This is a genomic window from Bordetella pseudohinzii (assembly GCF_000657795.2).
In the GTDB taxonomy this organism is placed as follows: domain Bacteria; phylum Pseudomonadota; class Gammaproteobacteria; order Burkholderiales; family Burkholderiaceae_B; genus Bordetella; species Bordetella pseudohinzii.
Genome location: NZ_JHEP02000008.1, coordinates 54,009 through 70,872 on the forward strand (window position 1 = coordinate 54,009; position 16,864 = coordinate 70,872).

The 16,864-nt window shown below is 69.2% G+C and carries 15 protein-coding genes; 13 read left to right on the top strand and 2 right to left on the bottom strand.

What is annotated here, in order from left to right; translation table 11 throughout:
* Both L540_RS11860 and L540_RS11865 read right to left on the bottom strand, forming a co-directional pair.
* On the bottom strand, positions 1–723 hold the full coding sequence (locus L540_RS11860) for a FadR/GntR family transcriptional regulator (protein WP_048026347.1): 723 nt from the start codon (positions 721–723) through the stop codon (positions 1–3).
* A gap of 191 nt (positions 724–914) precedes the next feature.
* Positions 915–1,835, bottom strand: a complete 921-nt coding sequence (locus L540_RS11865) for a LysR family transcriptional regulator (RefSeq protein WP_043208710.1) — start codon at positions 1,833–1,835, stop codon at positions 915–917.
* A gap of 127 nt (positions 1,836–1,962) precedes the next feature.
* Between L540_RS11865 and L540_RS11870 the strand changes: the two genes are divergently transcribed.
* The 13 genes from L540_RS11870 to L540_RS11925 all read left to right on the top strand — a co-directional run bounded on the left by L540_RS11870 (position 1,963) and on the right by L540_RS11925 (position 16,838).
* Complete coding sequence (locus L540_RS11870) at positions 1,963–2,943, top strand: Bug family tripartite tricarboxylate transporter substrate binding protein (RefSeq protein ID WP_043208712.1); 981 nt, start codon at positions 1,963–1,965, stop codon at positions 2,941–2,943.
* Positions 2,940–4,187: a CaiB/BaiF CoA transferase family protein gene (locus L540_RS11875; protein ID WP_082149620.1), complete on the top strand. Its 1,248-nt coding sequence runs from the start codon at positions 2,940–2,942 to the stop codon at positions 4,185–4,187. Before L540_RS11870 ends, L540_RS11875 begins: the two co-directional genes overlap by 4 nt.
* Positions 4,184–5,347 (top strand): acyl-CoA dehydrogenase family protein, encoded by a 1,164-nt coding sequence (locus L540_RS11880; protein ID WP_043208714.1) that lies wholly within the window; start codon positions 4,184–4,186, stop codon positions 5,345–5,347. The genes L540_RS11875 and L540_RS11880 overlap by 4 nt, the downstream gene beginning before the upstream one ends.
* Before the next feature lie 9 nt (positions 5,348–5,356).
* Positions 5,357–6,361 (top strand): acyl-CoA dehydrogenase, encoded by a 1,005-nt coding sequence (locus L540_RS11885; RefSeq protein WP_043208716.1) that lies wholly within the window; start codon positions 5,357–5,359, stop codon positions 6,359–6,361.
* Positions 6,362–6,386: 25 nt separating this feature from the next.
* Positions 6,387–7,172 carry a crotonase/enoyl-CoA hydratase family protein gene (locus L540_RS11890; RefSeq protein ID WP_043208718.1) on the top strand — a complete coding sequence of 262 codons (786 nt, stop codon included), beginning with the start codon at positions 6,387–6,389 and terminating at the stop codon, positions 7,170–7,172.
* Between the two features lie 47 nt (positions 7,173–7,219).
* The gene (locus L540_RS21755) at positions 7,220–7,405 is read left to right on the top strand and encodes a hypothetical protein (protein ID WP_131726040.1); all 186 of its coding nucleotides are present in this window, start codon (positions 7,220–7,222) and stop codon (positions 7,403–7,405) included.
* Between the two features lie 100 nt (positions 7,406–7,505).
* Entirely contained in the window at positions 7,506–8,876 is a 1,371-nt protein-coding gene (locus L540_RS11895; protein WP_043208720.1) for a GumC family protein, read from the top strand.
* Positions 8,873–9,829, top strand: a complete 957-nt coding sequence (locus tag L540_RS11900) for a polysaccharide biosynthesis tyrosine autokinase (RefSeq protein ID WP_043208721.1) — start codon at positions 8,873–8,875, stop codon at positions 9,827–9,829. Before L540_RS11895 ends, L540_RS11900 begins: the two co-directional genes overlap by 4 nt.
* Before the next feature lie 11 nt (positions 9,830–9,840).
* Positions 9,841–11,190 carry an O-antigen ligase family protein gene (locus L540_RS11905; RefSeq protein WP_048026351.1) on the top strand — a complete coding sequence of 450 codons (1,350 nt, stop codon included), beginning with the start codon at positions 9,841–9,843 and terminating at the stop codon, positions 11,188–11,190.
* Positions 11,187–13,442 (top strand): alpha-amylase family protein, encoded by a 2,256-nt coding sequence (locus L540_RS11910; RefSeq protein WP_043208722.1) that lies wholly within the window; start codon positions 11,187–11,189, stop codon positions 13,440–13,442. The genes L540_RS11905 and L540_RS11910 overlap by 4 nt, the downstream gene beginning before the upstream one ends.
* Complete coding sequence (locus L540_RS11915; RefSeq protein WP_043208723.1) at positions 13,439–14,365, top strand: glycosyltransferase family 2 protein; 927 nt, start codon at positions 13,439–13,441, stop codon at positions 14,363–14,365. Before L540_RS11910 ends, L540_RS11915 begins: the two co-directional genes overlap by 4 nt.
* Positions 14,366–14,370: 5 nt before the next feature.
* Entirely contained in the window at positions 14,371–15,561 is a 1,191-nt protein-coding gene (locus L540_RS11920; RefSeq protein WP_043208724.1) for a glycosyltransferase family 2 protein, read from the top strand.
* The gene (locus L540_RS11925; RefSeq protein WP_043208725.1) at positions 15,558–16,838 is read left to right on the top strand and encodes a lipopolysaccharide biosynthesis protein; all 1,281 of its coding nucleotides are present in this window, start codon (positions 15,558–15,560) and stop codon (positions 16,836–16,838) included. The genes L540_RS11920 and L540_RS11925 overlap by 4 nt, the downstream gene beginning before the upstream one ends.
* Positions 16,839–16,864: the final 26 nt, after the last annotated feature.

A 16,864-nucleotide genomic window follows, 5' to 3' on the forward strand; every position in this document is an offset into this window, starting at 1 on the left:
TCAGTAACCCATTTCGTCCTGGGTGGTCTTGCGGACCTGGTCGAGGTGACGCTGCATCGCCTGGACGGCCAGTTCCGGCTGGCGGGTCTTGAGCGCCTCGAGGATGGCGCGGTGTTCTTTGACGCTGCGCCCGATGGCGCCCTTGCGCAGCAGCACGCGGCGGCGGAACTCCAGCGCATAGCCGTAGAAGTCGGACACCACGTCGGCCAGGAGGTTGTTGCCACAGGCCCGGTAAAGCGTGCTGTGGAATTCCTGGTCGGAGATCTGGAAGCGGACCGGATCGTCGAGCATGGTCTCCTGCTCGCGGATGAGGGCTTCCAGGCGCTGCAGCTGCGCGGCGCTGATGCGCCGGGCGGCCAGGTGGATCACCTGCACTTCGACGGCGGCGCGGGCTTCGGCGACTTCCTGGAGGGAGCGGTGCCGGAGGTCTTTCAAGGCGCTGACGGACTCGTGCAGCCGGAAGGACCCCGTGCCCAGCACCCGCGTGCGCGCGCCCTGGCTGACCTCGATCATGCGCCGCTCTTGCAGCGTGCCGATGGCCGCCCTCACGGTTTCGCGCGACACGCCCAGGGTGCTGGCCAGCTGGCGCTCCGAGGGCAATTCGTCGCCCGGCCGCAGCAGGCCGGAATGGATCATGTAGGCAATCTTGTCGCTGATCTGGTCTTTGAGGGCCTGCTTGCCCAGCGGGGCTTTCTGCCCCGGGATGCGATCGATGAGTTCCATGCCGGATAGGGGGGTGATGAGACTGGTACGGAATATAGACCAGTGCTCCCGGCGCACGATTCCGGGTATTCCCTAGCGGGAGACAGGGCAGGGGGCGGCTGCGCGGGGCTTTTCCCGGCGAGGACGGCGCGCCGCGCCAGCCGGGCGCGGCGCGGAAAAATAAGACGGTTCTAATTGCGCATGGCGCATGCCTATCGAGAGGCCGCCGCCGCGCCCATCCTGGCCTGCTGGAAGCTGAGCGCATGCTGGATGACGTGCTCGATCAGGCGGCTGGTGGGGCCGGCGGCGCGGGCCAGCGCGATGCCGACCTGGAACCCGGGCGGATTGTCGGTCAGCCGCAGGCATTTGACGCCCCGGGGCTGCACCAGGCGGGAGACGCCGGCCACCAGGCCCACGCCCAGGCCAGAGGCCACGAGGCTCATGATGGTCTGCACTTGCATTGCTTCCTGGGCGACCTGGGGCGTGAAGCCTGAGAACTCGCAGCGCATGCGCGCCAGGGCCGAGAGGCTGGGCACTTTGTCGCGCGGATACATGATGAAGGGTTCGTCCGCGGCTTCGCTGAGCGCGATCGCGTCGCGCGCGGCCAGGGGGCTGCCGGCGTTGACCGCGAGCATGAAGTCGTCGCGGTCCATGGGCACGAGGACGCAGCCGCTGTCTTCCAGCACCGGGTAGCGCAGCAGGCCCATGTCGAGTTCGCGGCCGCGCAGGCCGGCCAGGATTTCCGAGGAGGTGGCTTCGTTGAACTCCAGCGCGACCTTGGGGTAGCGCTCGCGCAGCGAAGGGATGAGCCGCGGCATGAGGTCATAGGTGGCCGAGCCGATGAAGCCCAGCCGCAGCCGTCCGCCTTCGCCGTCGCGCACGTCGCGCACGGCCTGGCGGCATTTCTCCGCGTGCAGGAGGGCGGCGCGGGCATCGGCCAGCATGGCCTGGCCGGCCGGGGTGAGGAAGACGCCGGTGCTGGTGCGCTCGAACAGCGCGCTGCCGACTTCGGTCTCCAGCTTGCGGATGGAGATCGACAACGGCGGCTGCGCCATATGGAGCTGGGCCGCCGCCCGGTGGAAGTTGCCGGTTTCGGCCAGCGCGATGAATTGGCTAAGTTGTCGCAGGTTCATTTGATATCAAACCAATATCAAAATCTAAATTCTTAATATTAGACAGCATGATGCCATGCGCATAGAGTCTGGGACACACGGCAGGGCGCCGCCAGAGCGTCCGGACCCGTCCACCCAAGGAGACACTATGTTGCATCGCAGACAATTGCTGGCGGCCCTCCTGGCCGCCGCAAGCGTCGGCGCGGCCGGCCACCAGGCCGAGGCGCGCGCCGAGACTTTTCCCTCGCATCCGATCAAGTTCGTCGTGCCTTTCGGGCCGGGCAGCGGCACCGACACCTCGGCGCGCTATTTTGCCCGCCAGCTGCAGACGCTCACCGGCCAGCCGGTGGTGGTGGAGAACAAGCCGGGCGCCAATGGTTTCATCGCGGTCAAGAGCGTGCTGTCGGCGCCGGCCGATGGCTACACCGTCTTTATCGGCAGCAATTCCACGCTGGCGGTCAATGCGGCGCTGTTCAAGGCGCTGCCCTATGACCCGGTGAAGGATTTCGCGCCCCTGACGATGATGATGCGTTCGCCGGCGATGCTGGCCGTCAGCCCCAAGGCGCCGTACAGCACGCTGAAAGATCTCATCGCCTACGGGCGGGCCAATCCGGGCAAGGTGAATTTCGGCGCCGGCTCGGCGGGCTATCAGCTGATGGGCGAATTGCTCAATGACGCGGCCGGGCTGAAAGCCGTGCACGTGCCCTTCAAGGGCGCCAGCGACGCGATCACCGCGGTGGCGTCGGGCACGGTGGATTACACCTTCGCCGAGGTCACGGCGGTGCAGGAGCTGGCCAAGGACGGCCGCGTGAAGGTGGTGGCGGTGGCTTCGGACCAGCGGGTGGGCACCTCGCCCGATGTGCCCACGGCGACCGAGGCCGGCCTGCCGGGTTTCGAGGCCTACACCTGGGTCGGCGCCATGGTGAGCGCCAAGACGCCGCCGGCCGAGACCGCCCGGCTGGCCGAATTGTTCACCCAGATCTCCAAGATGCCCGACACCCGCGCCTTTTATGAGCGTCTTGGGGCCACGCCCATGACCGGCGGTCCATCGCAGATGCAGGAGTTCCAGAAGAACGAGATCGCGCTGTGGCAGCGCATCGTCAAGAAAGCCGGGGTCCCCCAGCAATGAAGGAAGAGGCCGTCATGACGGGGTGCGCCCTGCAGCATGTGAAGGTGCTGGATCTGTCGCGCGTGCTTGCCGGCCCCTGGGCCGCGCAGACGCTGGGCGATCTGGGCGCCGAGGTGATCAAGGTGGAGCGCCCGGGCACGGGCGACGATACCCGGGCCTGGGGGCCGCCCTATGTGACGGACCCGGCCGGCCAGCCCACGGGGGAGTCGGCCTATTACATGTGCGCCAACCGCAACAAGCTGTCGGTCACCATCGACTTCACCCAGCCCGAGGGGCAGGCGCTGGTGCGCCAGCTGGCCGGGCAATGCGATGTGCTGATCGAGAACTTCAAGACAGGCGGCCTGGCGCAGTACGGCCTGGACTATGCCAGCCTGAGCGCGCTCAATCCGCGCCTGGTGTACTGCTCGGTGACCGGCTTTGGCCAGGACGGCCCGTATGCGCATCGCGCGGGCTATGACTTCCTGATCCAGGGCATGGGCGGGCTGATGAGCATCACCGGCCAGCCCGACGGCGCGCCCGGCGCCGGGCCGATGAAGGTAGGCGTGGCGCTGACCGACATCCTCACCGGCCTGTACGCCAGCACGGCCATCCTGGCGGCCTTGCAGGCGCGCGAACATACCGGCCGCGGCCAGCATATCGACCTGGCCCTGCTCGATGTGGGCGTGGCCTGCCTGGGCAATCAGGCCATGAACTATCTCTACAGCCAGACGGCGCCGCGCCGCATGGGCAATGGGCATCCGAATACGGCGCCCTACCAGGATTTCCCGACCGCGGACGGTCACATGATTCTTGCCGTGGGCAATGACGGGCAGTTCGCCCGCCTGTGCGCGGCCATCGGCCGGCCGGAATGGGCCAGCGATCCGCGCTTTGCCGCCAATGCCGCGCGCCTGGCCAACCGCCAGGAGCTGATCGAGGGCCTGCTGGCCATCACCGTGACGCGCGGCACGCGCGAATGGATCAGCCTGCTGGAGCAGCACGGCGTGCCTTGCGGTCCCATCAACAATGTGGCCGAGGTGTTCGCCGACCCGCAGGTCCAGGCGCGCGGCATGCGCATCGCCATGACGCATCCGCAGGCCGGCGAAGTCCCCCTGGTCGCCAGCCCCATCCGGCTGTCGGACACGCCGGTGAGCTACCGCCACGCTCCGCCGCAGCTGGGCCAGCACACCGATGCCGTGCTGGCCGCCTATCTGGGCCTGAGCGCCGAGGCCCTGCACCACTATCGAAGCCATGGAGTCCTGGGATGACGGCCCTTAGCACGCTTTCGCTCGCGCCCACGCGCATTCCGCCCGAGGACGAGGCCTTGCGCGCCGACGTCCGGGCTTTCCTGCAGCAGGCCACACGCGAGATGCCGGCCCATGTGCGGGCACGCTCCTGGGGCGGCTACGACACGGACTTCAGCCGCCGCATCGGCGCCAAGGGCTGGATAGGCCTGACCTTGCCGCCCGAATACGGCGGGGGCGGGCGCAGCGCCTTCGCGCGCTATGTGCTGGTCGAGGAGTACCTGAATGCCGGCGCCCCGGTGGGGTCGCACTGGATCGCCGACCGCCAGAGCGCGCCGCTCATCCTGAAATACGGCACGGAGGCGCAAAAACGCTTTCACATCCCGCGCATCTGCCGCGGCGAGTCCTTTTTCTGCATCGGCATGAGCGAGCCGAACGCCGGCTCGGATCTTGCCAGCGTGCGCACCCGCGCCGTGCCCAATGAGCGGGGCTGGCTGCTCAACGGACAGAAAATCTGGACCACCAACGCCCATCATTGCCAGTACATGATCGCGCTGGTGCGCACTTCGGGCGAGGCGCAGGACAGGCATCAGGGCCTGTCGCAGCTCATCGTCGACCTGTCCTTGCCCGGCGTGACCGTGCGGCCGATCGAGGACCTCTCGGGCGACAGCCATTTCTGCGAGGTGTTTTTCGAGAATGTGCAATTGGCCGAGGATGCCCTGATCGGCCGCGAAGGCCAGGGCTGGGAACAGGTCACGGCGGAACTGGCCTTCGAGCGCAGCGGGCCGGAGCGCCTGTTCTCCAGCATTGTGCTGTTCGACCAGTGGCTGCAGTATGCGCGCCTGCCGGCCCACCGCACGGCCTCGGCCACGCGGCTGGCGGGCAAGGTGCTGACCCAGCTCGCGCCGCTGCGCGCCATGTCGGTGGCCGTGCAGGAAAAACTCACGCGCGGCGCAAGCCCCATCATCGAGGCGGCGCTGGTCAAGGAGCTGGGCACCACGCTGGAGCAGGCCATCCCCGCCGAGATCGCGCAGGATCTGTTCTCGCGTCCGGCCGAGGATGTCCCGGTGGAGCTGTTGATGACGCTGAAGTACGTGACCGAGGCCTCGCCCTCGTTTTCCCTGCGTGGCGGCACCCGCGACATCCTGCGCGGCATGATCGCGCGCGGCCTTGGCCTGCGGTGAGGTAAGAAGATGAACGACAACGATCTGTACGCTGACGCCGCGCGCGATGTGCTGGCCGACCACTGCACCCCGCGGGCGGTGCGCGATATCGAAGCGGGCGGCCCGTCGGCCGGCCCGCTGTGGGAGCAGCTGGAGGCCGCGGGCCTGGCCGATGCCCTGGTCAGCGAGGAAGCGGGCGGCTCCGGCCTGGGGCTGAGCCAGGTATACGGGGTGCTGGAGCAGTGCGGGGCGCACGCCTTGCCCCTGCCGCTGGGCGAGACCATGGTGGCGCGGGCCTTGTTGCCGGCGCGACCGGCGGGCAGCATCGCGCTGGCCCGGGGACAGCGTCTGGCCGACGGCGCCTGGCATTGCGCCCTGGTGCGCGGCGGCCGGGCGGCGGCCCACGTCCTGAGCCAGGCAGAGGGGGAGTGGCGTCTGCTCGCGGCGGCCGATGCGCGTTGCCAGCCCCATGCCCTGCCGCTGGATGCGGCGATGAGCTGGACGGCGGAGAAAGCCGGGTCGGCGATCGCCATCGCGGGCGCCGACAGCGGCCTGGACGTCTGGACCCTGCAGGCGGCCGTGGCCGCGGCCCAGATGGCCGGCGCCCTGGGCTGGGTGCTGGAGCGTACGCTGCAATACGCCAACGAGCGCCAGCAGTTCGGCCGGCCCATCGGCAAGTTCCAGGCCATCCAGCATCAGCTGGCGGTCATGAGCGAGCATGTGTGCGCGGCCCGCATGGCGGCGCAGCTGGGTTGCAGCGGCGAGGGCGCGCTGCCGGATCGCCTGCGGGTCGCCACGGCCAAGGCGCGCTGCAGCGAGGCGGCCCTGGCCGTGGCCGAGTTGGCGCATGCCATCCACGGCGCCATCGGCTTTACCGAGGAATACGACCTGCAGCTCTACACGCGCCGCCTGCACGCCTGGCGCCAGACGGCGGGCAGTGAAGCCTATTGGCAGGAGGTCGCCGGCCAGGCCCTGCTCGCGCATGAGGGGCTGACGCTCGATCTCGTGCGCCGTATCACCGATGTCCCGGCCTGAGCGGGACCTCAAGGAGAATCACACCATGGCATTCCTGCAAATCGAACGCGACGGCGGCATCGTGACCGCGACCATGAACCAGCCGGAAACGCGCAATGCGCTGACCGGCAACACCGCCGTCGAAGAATTCGTGGCGCTGTGCGCCGACATCCGCCGCGATGCGACGGTCAAGGTGCTCATCATCACCGCGGCCGGCCCGATCTTCAGCTCCGGCGGCAATGTGAAGGACATGCGGCGCTTTTTCGATGAGGCGCTGACGCCGGAAAGCATTTGCGAAGAGTATCGCCAGGGCATCCAGCGCATCCCGCTGGCCTTGCACGCGCTGGATGTGCCGGTCATCGCCGCCGTCAACGGGCCGGCCATCGGCGCCGGCCTGGACCTGGCGTGCATGTGCGATATCCGGATCGCCGCCGATAGCGCGACCTTCGCCGAAAGCTTCGTGCGCGTGGGCATCGTGCCCGGCGACGGCGGCGCCTGGCTGCTGCCGCGCGCGGTGGGCATGGCCCGCGCCTGCGAGATGGCCTTCACCGGCGAGGCCATCGACGCGGCCGAGGCGCTGGCTTGCGGGCTGATCAGCCGCGCCGTGCCGGCCGAGGCGCTCATGCCGACGGCCAGGACGCTGGCCGCGAAGATCGCCGCCAATCCCGGGCCGGTCATGCGCATGACCAAGCGTCTTCTGCGCGAGGGGCAGCAGGCCAGCCTGGCCTCCCTGCTGGAGCTGTCGGCCAGCTACCAGGCGCTGGCGCACAAGACGGCCGAGCATCGCGAGGCGGTGACGGCCTTCATCGAGAAGCGGGCGCCGAAGTTCTGAGGGGCCGGGCGCGGCCTGTGCGGGCGGGCTCGGGCTGCGGGCCATCCATGCGGATATCGCCGCCGCCCGGCCGCCCCGGATATTCAAACGGCGTGTTTCATGCGGCCGCCGTTATCGAGGATTTTTCGCGGCGGATATTTTCCGGCTTTTTAATGATTGAAATAAAAACGGATTATTTCCGTTTTAGAAAAAGCGCTGGCGGGATGCTCGTTTTTTTGCAAGCGCTTTTTTGACAAGCACGGTCAATTTTCATTTTCCGGCGGGGTTTTTTCATCTGCCCCGGACTCTCCGGTAAAATCGGCGGTCACGTCACGCTGAATTTAATATCCCGCCGTGAGCTCCGAATACAGTCTGCTATCGTTGAATCAGGTATGGGCGATGCTTGTGGCGCGCGCCCGGCTTGTGGCATGGGTGGCCCTGGGAACCCTGCTGCTGACCTGTCTGCTCATATTGGTGTTGCCGCGGGTGTGGACCGCCACCTCGGATGTCTTCATCGACTACCGGGAAAACGATCCCATCAACGGCCGCTCGTTCTCGCCGCTGCTGGACGAGAGCTATATGCAGACGCAGATCGACATGATCCGCAGCCAGACGGTGGCCGACCATGTGATCGCGAGCCTGGGCTTGCTGACGGGAGAGGATGCCGCCGCGGGGTCCAAGGCGCGCAATGAGCTGCTGGCCTATATCAAGCGCCACCTGGAGGTCGACAAGCAGCAGAACAGCCGCGTGCTGGCGATTGCTTTCTCCGCCGATACGCCCCAGAAGGCGCGCGAGTTCACCAATGCGGTGGTCAATTCCTATATTGCGGTCAGCCAGGGTGTCGCCTCGGCGGCCGCCCGGGCGCGCACCGAACAATACACCGCCCAGCTGGAGCAGCTGCGCGGCGAACTCGACGCCATCCAGGACAAGCTGACGCGCTATCAGCAGGAGACCGGCATTGTCGATACCCTGCAGGCGGGCGACGATATCGATGCCCGCCGGCTCAATGACATGGCCACCGCGATGCTGGCGCTGGAGTCCCAGCTGGAGGCCGCGCGGGCCCGCAAGGCCACCACGGCCAGTCTGCTGGCCGGCGGCATGCGGCCGGAGGATCTGCCCGAGGTGGGCCTGATCGCGCCCATCAACGACTTGCGCAATGGTTTGACGGTGGTCGAGCACCAGCTGGGCCAGCTGCGCGGCGCGCTGGGGCCCAAGCATCCCAGCGTGGCCGGCCTGCTGGCCCAGCGCGCGCAGATGCAGGCCGAGATCGCCCGCCAGGCCAAGGCGGCGGTGCAAGCGCAGGACAGCGAGGTGCAGCGCCTGGAGGCGCAGCGGGCAGCCCTGCAGCGCGATATGGAGGCGCAGCGCGCCAAGGTGCTGGACCAGATGGCCAAGCGCGACCGCATTGCCGCCTACCGGCGCCAGTTCGCCGGCGTTGAGCAGGTCTACCAGACCGCCCTGCAGAAATACGATGGCATCCTGATGGCCAGCAATATTTCCCTGCCCAGCCTGGCCGTGCTGCGCGCCGCCGAGTTGCCGGCCTCGCCCTCGCGGCCCAAGGTGCGCAGCAGCCTGGTGCTGGGCCTGTTGGTCGGCATCCTGGCCGGCCTGGCCCTGGCGCTGCTGCTGGAACTGAGCCGCCGCCGCATCCGCTGCCTGGATGACCTGGAGCGCAATACTGCCCTGCCTGTCCTGGGCCGCGTGGGCCGGATGGCCGCATCATGAGCGATTCCACCATGCGCCCCCTGTTCGACCGCCTGAACCAGCAAGCCGGCCAGGACGCCGCCGCGTCCGGCGACAAGATGGGCGAGCGTTTTGTGCGGCTGGGCCTGCTGACCGAGGAGCAGGTCGCGCGCGTGGTCCAGCTGCAGCAGGCCGAGCGCCTGCGCTTCGGGCAGGCGGCCGTCAAGCTGGGGTTTGTCTCCGAGGCGCGCGTGCAGTCGGTGCTGGCCGAACAATACCGCTACGACTATGCGTCGGCGCAGCACGCCGAGATCAAGCTGCCTATCGCGGCCATGCCATTTGGCCGCGAGGCCGAGGCCATCCGCCAGCTGCGGGCCGAGATCTCGATCCGCCTGGAGGATTTGCCGCGCATCGCCGTGGCGGTGGTGAGCCCGCAGGATGGCGAAGGGCGCAGCTATCTGGCGGCCAGCCTGGCGGTTGCCTTCGCCCAGACCGGGCGGCGCACGCTGCTGGTCAATGCCAATCTGCGTGCCAGCGGGCAGCAGGACCTCCTGGGCGGCGGCGGCGGAGCGGGCCTGTCGTCCATCCTGGCCGGCCGCGCGGCGTCGGGCGAGAGCCGCGCGGTGGCGGGCTTTCCGGCCCTGGGCGTGCTCGATGCCGGGCCGCAGCCTCCCAATCCGGCCGAGCTGTTGCGCGAGCCGGCGCTGCGCCGGGTGCTGGAGGCCTATGCCGGACAGTACGAGATCTTTATCGTCGATACGCCGGCGGCGGCGCAGTCGCCGGATGCGCAGAGCATTGCGCGCCAGGTGGACGCCTGCCTGCTGGTGGCGCGCAAGGATGTGACCGCGCTGGGCGAATTGACGCGCACGGCCGAGCAGCTGGAGACGGCTGGCGCGCGCGTGCTGGGCACGGTCTATAACGAATACGACCCCGAGCGGGGCCGCGGTTGGCGGGACTGGCTGCGCGCACTCGTGCCGGCGCGCCTGCGCCGCTGAGGGCCGGGGCCATGGGCGCGCAGACCGTCCTTCCGGTCGCCGACGGACAGAGCCGCGGCAGCCGTTGGGCCGTATGGCTGCTGGTGGGCCTGAGCCTGCTGTTCGCCATCGTGCCGGATACGCTGTCGGTCGGCGAGCTGGGCCCGCAGGCCACGCATACGGTGATGCAGGGTTCGATGTTGCGCCAGGTGCAGTACGCCTCGCTCTTTCTGGGCGCGGCCATCGTCGCCTGGAGACATCTGCCCGTCGTGCTCGGGAATCTGCGCGCCAGCAATCTTTTTCTGCTGCTGCTGGTGGGGTATTGCCTGGCCAGCACGGCCTGGTCTCCCTATCCCGACATCACGCTCAAGCGCACCGTCATCTTCGCCGGCCTGGTCCTGATCGGCCTGGCGGTGGCGCCGCCCTTGAGCGGCCCGCGCCAGTTCCTGCGCGTGGTGCTGGGGACTTACTCCCTTGTGCTGGTGCTGTCCTTCTTCGTAGCGCTGCTGATGCCCAGCGTGGGCGTGGACGCCTTGCTGGGCAATGCCTGGCGCGGCATCACCTGGCAGAAGAACATGCTGGGCTCCATCGCAGGCTTCGCCGTGCTGCTCTGGCTGCGCGAGTGGGCGATGACGCCGCGCCTGCGGCGCCTGGCCAGCCTGGGGCTGTTGTTCAGCGCTTTCATGCTGGTGATGAGCAAGAGCGCCACCGCCCTCCTGGTGACCGCGCTGGGCGCGGCGGTCTACCTGATTTCGCGCAAGCGTTTGTTTGGCGGGCGGCATACCGGCCAGATCCTGGTGTTGGGCGCCCTGCTGTTGCTGCTGTATTTCCTGCTGGTGTTCTTCGTGGCGGCGGGCCGCATGCCGCGGATCGACGACGCGGTCGCGATGGTCACGGCCCTGTTCAACAAGAGCAGCGACCTGACCGGCCGGGGCGAGATCTGGGCCCTGGTGGATATCGCCATCGAGCGGCACAAGCTCCTGGGCATAGGCTATAGCGCCTTCTGGGTGGGCGAGGGCGGGCCGGCGCAGTACATCGGCGACCGGCTGGGCTGGCTGCCGGGGCAGGCGCACAACGGCTATCTCGACATCCTGCTCGACCTGGGGCAGGTGGGCATGGGCTTGTTCCTCGCATGCCTGGCCTGGCATGTGGCGAGCATCCTGCGGCTTTACCGGATAGACCGCGAGGATGCGGCCATGCACCTGGGTCTGTGCGTGACGATCATGATCAGCAATTTTTCGGAAAGCCAGATCCTGCGCGACACCAATTTCCAGAACATCATGTTCATCTATTCGTCGCTGGCCATCAGCGGCCGCCTGGCGATGGCGCGCGCGCGCGGCGCGGCCGCCGGGCCGCGGGTCGGCCGGGAGCGCCAGGCATGAGGCGCTGGGCGGCGCTGTGCTGCCTGGCCTGGCTGCTGGCGGCGCGCATGGCCTCGGCCGCGCCGGCCGATTGGTTCGTTTTCGCGATGAAGCCGGAGAATCTGGCCGGCGCGCCCGATGTGGCTTTCCTGAACCGGCCGCTGGACGCTGCGGCGCGCATAGTCGCGCGCGACGGGCATTTCTTTCGCGCAGGCGCCGACGGCCAGGTCGACGAGCGGGTGCGTTTCTTCGGCGTCAACCTGTCGTTCGGCGCCAATTTTCCCGATGCCGGCGAGGCGGCCCGCCTGGCGCGGCAACTGCGCAGGCTGGGCTTTAACGCCGTACGCTTGCATCACCTCGATTCGCTGCCCTCCGATCATCCCGAAGCGCCCATCAGCATCCTGACGCCCGGACCGTTTCCGAGCTTCAGCCCGCCGGCGGTGGCCAGGTTGCGCGGCCTGATCCGGGCGCTGGCCGCCGAGGGCATCTACGTCAACCTGAATCTGCACGTAGGCTATCGCTTCCGCCCCAGCGTGGACGGCTTGCCCGCGCTGGATGGCGGGGCCGAGATGCCGGCCTTGACCGCGCCCATCCATCTCTACGATCCGCGTCTGATCGCCATGCAGGAGGAGTACGCCCGCCAGCTGATCACGCGGCTGGGCTTGCGGGACAATCCCGCGCTGGCCATGGTGGAGATCAATAATGAGTCTTCGCTGCTGGCGGCCTGGCTGGGTCCGGATTGGCAGGCGGCGATTCCCTCGGCCTATGCGCCGCAGCTGCGCAAGCAATGGCGGGCCTGGCTGCTGGCGCGCCATGGTTCGCTGGAGCAGGCCTGCGCGGCCTGGGGCGGTTGCCCGGGCGGCGATGCGACCGAGTTTCCGCAGCCGGACGGCCAGCAGCCGGTTTATGAGAATGGCCTGGCTCAGCTGCGCGCGGGGATCGCCCGCCGGGTCCATGCCTGGTTGGGGCCCGGCAGGCCGGCCGAGGCGGATCCGCGCGAGCAGGATTTCCGGCGCTTCCTGGCGGCGACCGACCAGGCGTATTTCGAGCGCCTGCGCCGCGTCGTGCGCGACAGCGCCGGCGCGCCGGTGCCGGTGACCGGCACGCAGATGGGTTTTGGCGGCCTGATGAATTTCGATTCCCAGGCCACCATGGACTATCTCGATGAGCATTTCTATGTGGCGCATCCGGATATCCGGTCGGCCGACGACTGGCGCATCCCGGACCTGAACGCCAGCGGCAATGAGTTTGCCCGCCTGCTAGCCCTGTCCTTGCGGCGCGATCGCGAGAGGCCCTTCGTGGTGAGCGAGTTCAACCAGCCTTTTCCCAATCCCCGCGGGGCGGAGATCCTGCCGCTGATGAGCGCCGTGGCCGCCCTGCAGGATTGGGACGGGCTGTTCTACTTCGATTACAGCGACGCGCAGCGTCTGCCGCAATCGCCCTCGCGCTTTGCCTTGAGCGGCGATTGGGGGCGCATGGCCCTGGCCGGCCAGAGCGCGCGCCTGTTCCGCCAGCCGCTCGTGGAGGCGCTGCCCGGGCGCATCGACATCCCGGTGGGGCCGCGGCAGCGCCTGCGCCTGGGCGCCGACCGGCGCTTTGACGCGATCACGGTGGCGCTGGCCGAGGGCCTGGGCGTGCAGCCGCAATGGGCCTTGCAGGGCAGGGTGGCGGTGGACCTGTCGCCGGCGCCCGACGCCGCGCCGCGCGCGCCGGACGCCGCGCCCACCGCCGTGCTGAAGCAGGCGGACGGCCATGTCCTGATCCAGACGCCCTGCCTGTGGGCGGTCTTCGGCGCCGCGGGCGGCGCGTCCGTGGGCGGCGGGCCGGCCTGGATGCGCTTTGATGCCCCAGGGCCGGTCAGCGCCATGCTGACCTGCCTGGACGGACAGCCGCTGACGCGCTCGCGTCATCTGCTCTTGAGCCTGGGCAATGACACCACCGGCACGCAGCCCGGCGCGATGCCGCGGCGGCCCAAGCTGCGCATGCCTTACCGCGGCGGGGCCTCCGGCTTTACCCTGGAGCCTGATCCGGGGTCGGCGGGCGCGGACTATGCCACCCGGCCGCCGGCCTGGCTGCGCCGCATGCCGGCCACGCTGGGCCTGGCGGCCCGCGCCGGCCGGTTGACGGTCTACCCGCTGGACGGCGCAGGCAGGCGCCAGGCGCCCTTGCCGGCCGCCGACGTGGTCCTGGGCGCCGACGGCGCGCGCGTGCGCGTGCAGGCCGGGGCCGCGCCCAGCCCCTGGTATGAACTGGTTTACGAGGACAAGCCATGAGCGCCGGCCCGATCAGCGTCTGCATCGCCACCTACCGGCGCGCGCCGCTGCTGGACGCCCTCTTGGGCGACCTGGCGGCGCAGACGCTGGCGCCGGCCCAGGTGGTGGTGGTGGATAACGATGCCGAAGGCAGCGCCCGGGCCGTGGTCCAGGCGCATGAGCCGGCGCTGCGGGCGCTGGGCGTGCGGGTGGATTACGCCATCCAGCCCGAGAAGAATATTTCGCTGACCCGTAATCGCGCGGTCGCGCTGGCCCGCGGGCAGTGGCTGGCGATGATCGATGATGACGAACGGGCGCCGCCGCAATGGCTGGCCCTGCTGGCCCAGACGGCCGCGCGCTTCGACGCCGACGCCGTCCAGGCGCCCGTGCTGGCGGAGTTGCCGGCCACGGCGCCGGCCTGGGTGCGCCGGGGGCGTTTTTATGACGGGCCGCGTTTCCGCACGGGCGAGGCCGTGCCGCGCAATGTCTTGCGCATCGGCAATTTCTTCATCCTGGCCGACTGGCTCAAGCGCCGTCCGCAGCCCTTCGATCCGGCCTATGGCCTGAGCGGCGGCGAAGATGGCGACACGCTGATGCGCCTGGCGGGCGAGGGCGCGCGCATCGTCTGGTGCGATGAGGCCCATGTGGCCGAGCCGGTGGCCGCGAGCCGGATGACGGCGGCCTGGATCTTGAAACGCGCCCTGCGCGGCGGCCAGGACTTCGCCCTCCATTTCGAGGCCGGCCGGCTGGGCGGCCGGCCGGGCGCGGCGCGCCGCCTGCGCTTTTATGCGCGCGCGGCGGCGCAGATGGCCGCCGCCGGCCTGCTGGCGCTCTTGAGCTGGCCGCTGGGCCGCCATCATGCCGTCCATTGGCTGGGCCGCGCCTGCGCCAACTACGGAAAACTGTCCGTCCTGTGGGGCGGGCGCTATCACGAGTACGCCTGAGCATCATGGCCCTGATCCTGCATCTGCTGCTGTTCATCATCGCCTTGCCAGTCACGGCGGCGACCCTCTATCTGGGCCTGCTGACGCTGCTGTCGGCGCGCCTGCCGCGGCCCCAGCCCCGGCGGCGCGACATGCGTTTCGACATCCTGGTGCCGGCGCACAACGAGACGGCCGTGATCGAGCGCACGGTGCGCAGCCTGGCGGCCATCGATTGGCCGCGCGAGCACTACCGCATTGTCGTCATCGCCGATAACTGCAGCGACGATACGGCGGCGCTGGCGCGAGCGGCCGGCGCCGAAGTGATCGAGCGCCACGATCCGGCGCAGCGCGGCAAGGGCTATGCGCTGGAGTTCGGCATCGCGCATAGCGCGGCCGACGGTTTTGCCCAAGCGGTGGCGGTGATCGACGCCGACACCGAGGTCACGCCCAATCTGCTGGCCACCTGCGCGGCGCGCATCGAGCAGGGGGCGGAGGTAATGCAGGTCCATTATGGCGTGCTCAACCCGGACGACTCCTGGCGCACGCGCATCATCACCATCGCCTATGGCGCCTTCCATGCGGTGCGGGGCAGGGCGCGCGAGCGCCTGCATGCCTCCAACGGCCTGCGCGGCAATGGCATGTGCATGACGCACGCCTTGCTGCGCGACGTGCCCTTCAATATCCATTCGATGACCGAGGATCTGGAGTACGGCATCGTGCTGGGCCTGGCCGGGCGCCGCGTTGTCTATATCGACGAGGCCAGCGCCGACGCCGAACTGGTGGCTTCCGAGCGGGGCTCGCGCACCCAGCGCCAGCGCTGGGAAGGCGGACGCCTGGCCGTGCTCAAGGCCTATGTGGGCCGTCTGCTGCGCCAGGGCCTGAGCCGGCCGAGCTGGCTCTGCCTGGAGCTGGCCATCGATCTGCTGACCCTGCCGCTGGGCTATATCGTGCTGCAGACCGGCGGCTTGCTCGCGCTGGGCGGCCTGGCGGCCCTGGCGCTGCCGGACGCCGGGCTGGCAATCTGGCCGCTGCTGGCGCTGGGCCTGCTGGCCGTGCTGGCCTTGCATGTGCTGCGCGGCTGGCAGCTCTCGCCGCTGGGGCCGCGCGCCCTGCTGGACCTGCTGCGCGCGCCCTTCTTCGTGCTGTGGAAGCTGGTGGTGCTGTTGCGCAACCGGCGCAACCGGCACTGGATCAAGACCGACAGGGATTCCCGATGAAGCGGCCCCCTGCATCGGCCTCGGGCCTGGCGCGCCTGTTCGGCAGCTCGATCGCCGACCAGGCCATGCTGTCGGCGGCCAATTTCGCCGTCGGCCTGATCCTGATCCGTTATGCGGCCGAAACCCAATACGGCTATTACATCCTGGCCTTCAACACCATGATGTTGCTCACGACCTTGCAGGGGACCTTCATCGGCACGCCGATGGTGATCCGCCTGCCCGGGCTGGACGCGCCGCAGCGGCGCCTATGGATGGGCAGCCTGTTGCGCGACCAGAAGCGGCTGGGCCTGTGGGGCGGGCTGCTGGCCCTGGCCGTGATATCGGGCGGCTGGGCGGCGGGCCTGTTCGACGGCGCATCGGCCGCCGTGGCGGCCGCGGCCCTGGGCCTGGTGCTGGCGGCGCTGTATCGCGAGTATCTGCGCGGCATTCTGCTGATGTATCACCGTCCGCAGCAGGTGCTGGGCGCCGATGCCGTCTATGTGGCGGTGCTGCTGGCCGGCTGCGCGCTGGCCGTGCACGCGCCGGCGGCGGCCGTGGGCGCGCTGCTGGCGGGCATGGCCGCGGCGCTGGTCGGCGCGCGCCTGCTGCGCCGCGCGCTGGGCGGCGATATCGATGCCCAGGCCGCGCCGGGCCGCTTGCGCGAGATCGCGCGCATGGGCTTGTGGGCCGCTTCGGGCGGCGTGATCTATTGGCTGTTCAATCAGGGCTATCACTTCCTGACCGCCGCGACGCTGGACCTGGCGGCCGTGGCGGCTCTGGCGGCTTCGCGCCTGACGCTCATGCCCATCAATCTCCTGCTGTCCGGCATGCAGAAGCAGCTCACGCCCATGGCTTCGGGCTGGATGCACGCCATGGGCGCGCGGCGCACCTTGCGGCGGCTGATGCTGTTCTCGCTGGCCCTGGCGCTGTTCACGCTGCTCTACGGCGCCGTCCTCTGGCTGCTGCGCGACTGGATCTTCCTGGATCTGATGCGCAAGGATTTCCCGCAGCGCGATGCCTTGCTCCTGCTGTGGACGGGGCTGTTCGTGCTGATGGTGATCCGCGAACCCATCATGATGGTGCCCTTGCTGCGCCAGCGCTTCCGCGCCCTGAGCGCCGGCACGCTGGTCTGCGCCCTGATCGCCCTGGCCATCAGCTATGCCGGCATGCTCAAGTTCGGGCCGGTCGGCGCGGCCATCGGCATCGTGGCGGGCGAAGCCTGCTATGGGCTGGCCGTGGCCGTCATGGCCTGGCGCGAAGTGCGCCGTGACGATGATATGACCGGAGCGCGGGCATGAGCCGGGCTTGCGTGCCTGCCGGCGCG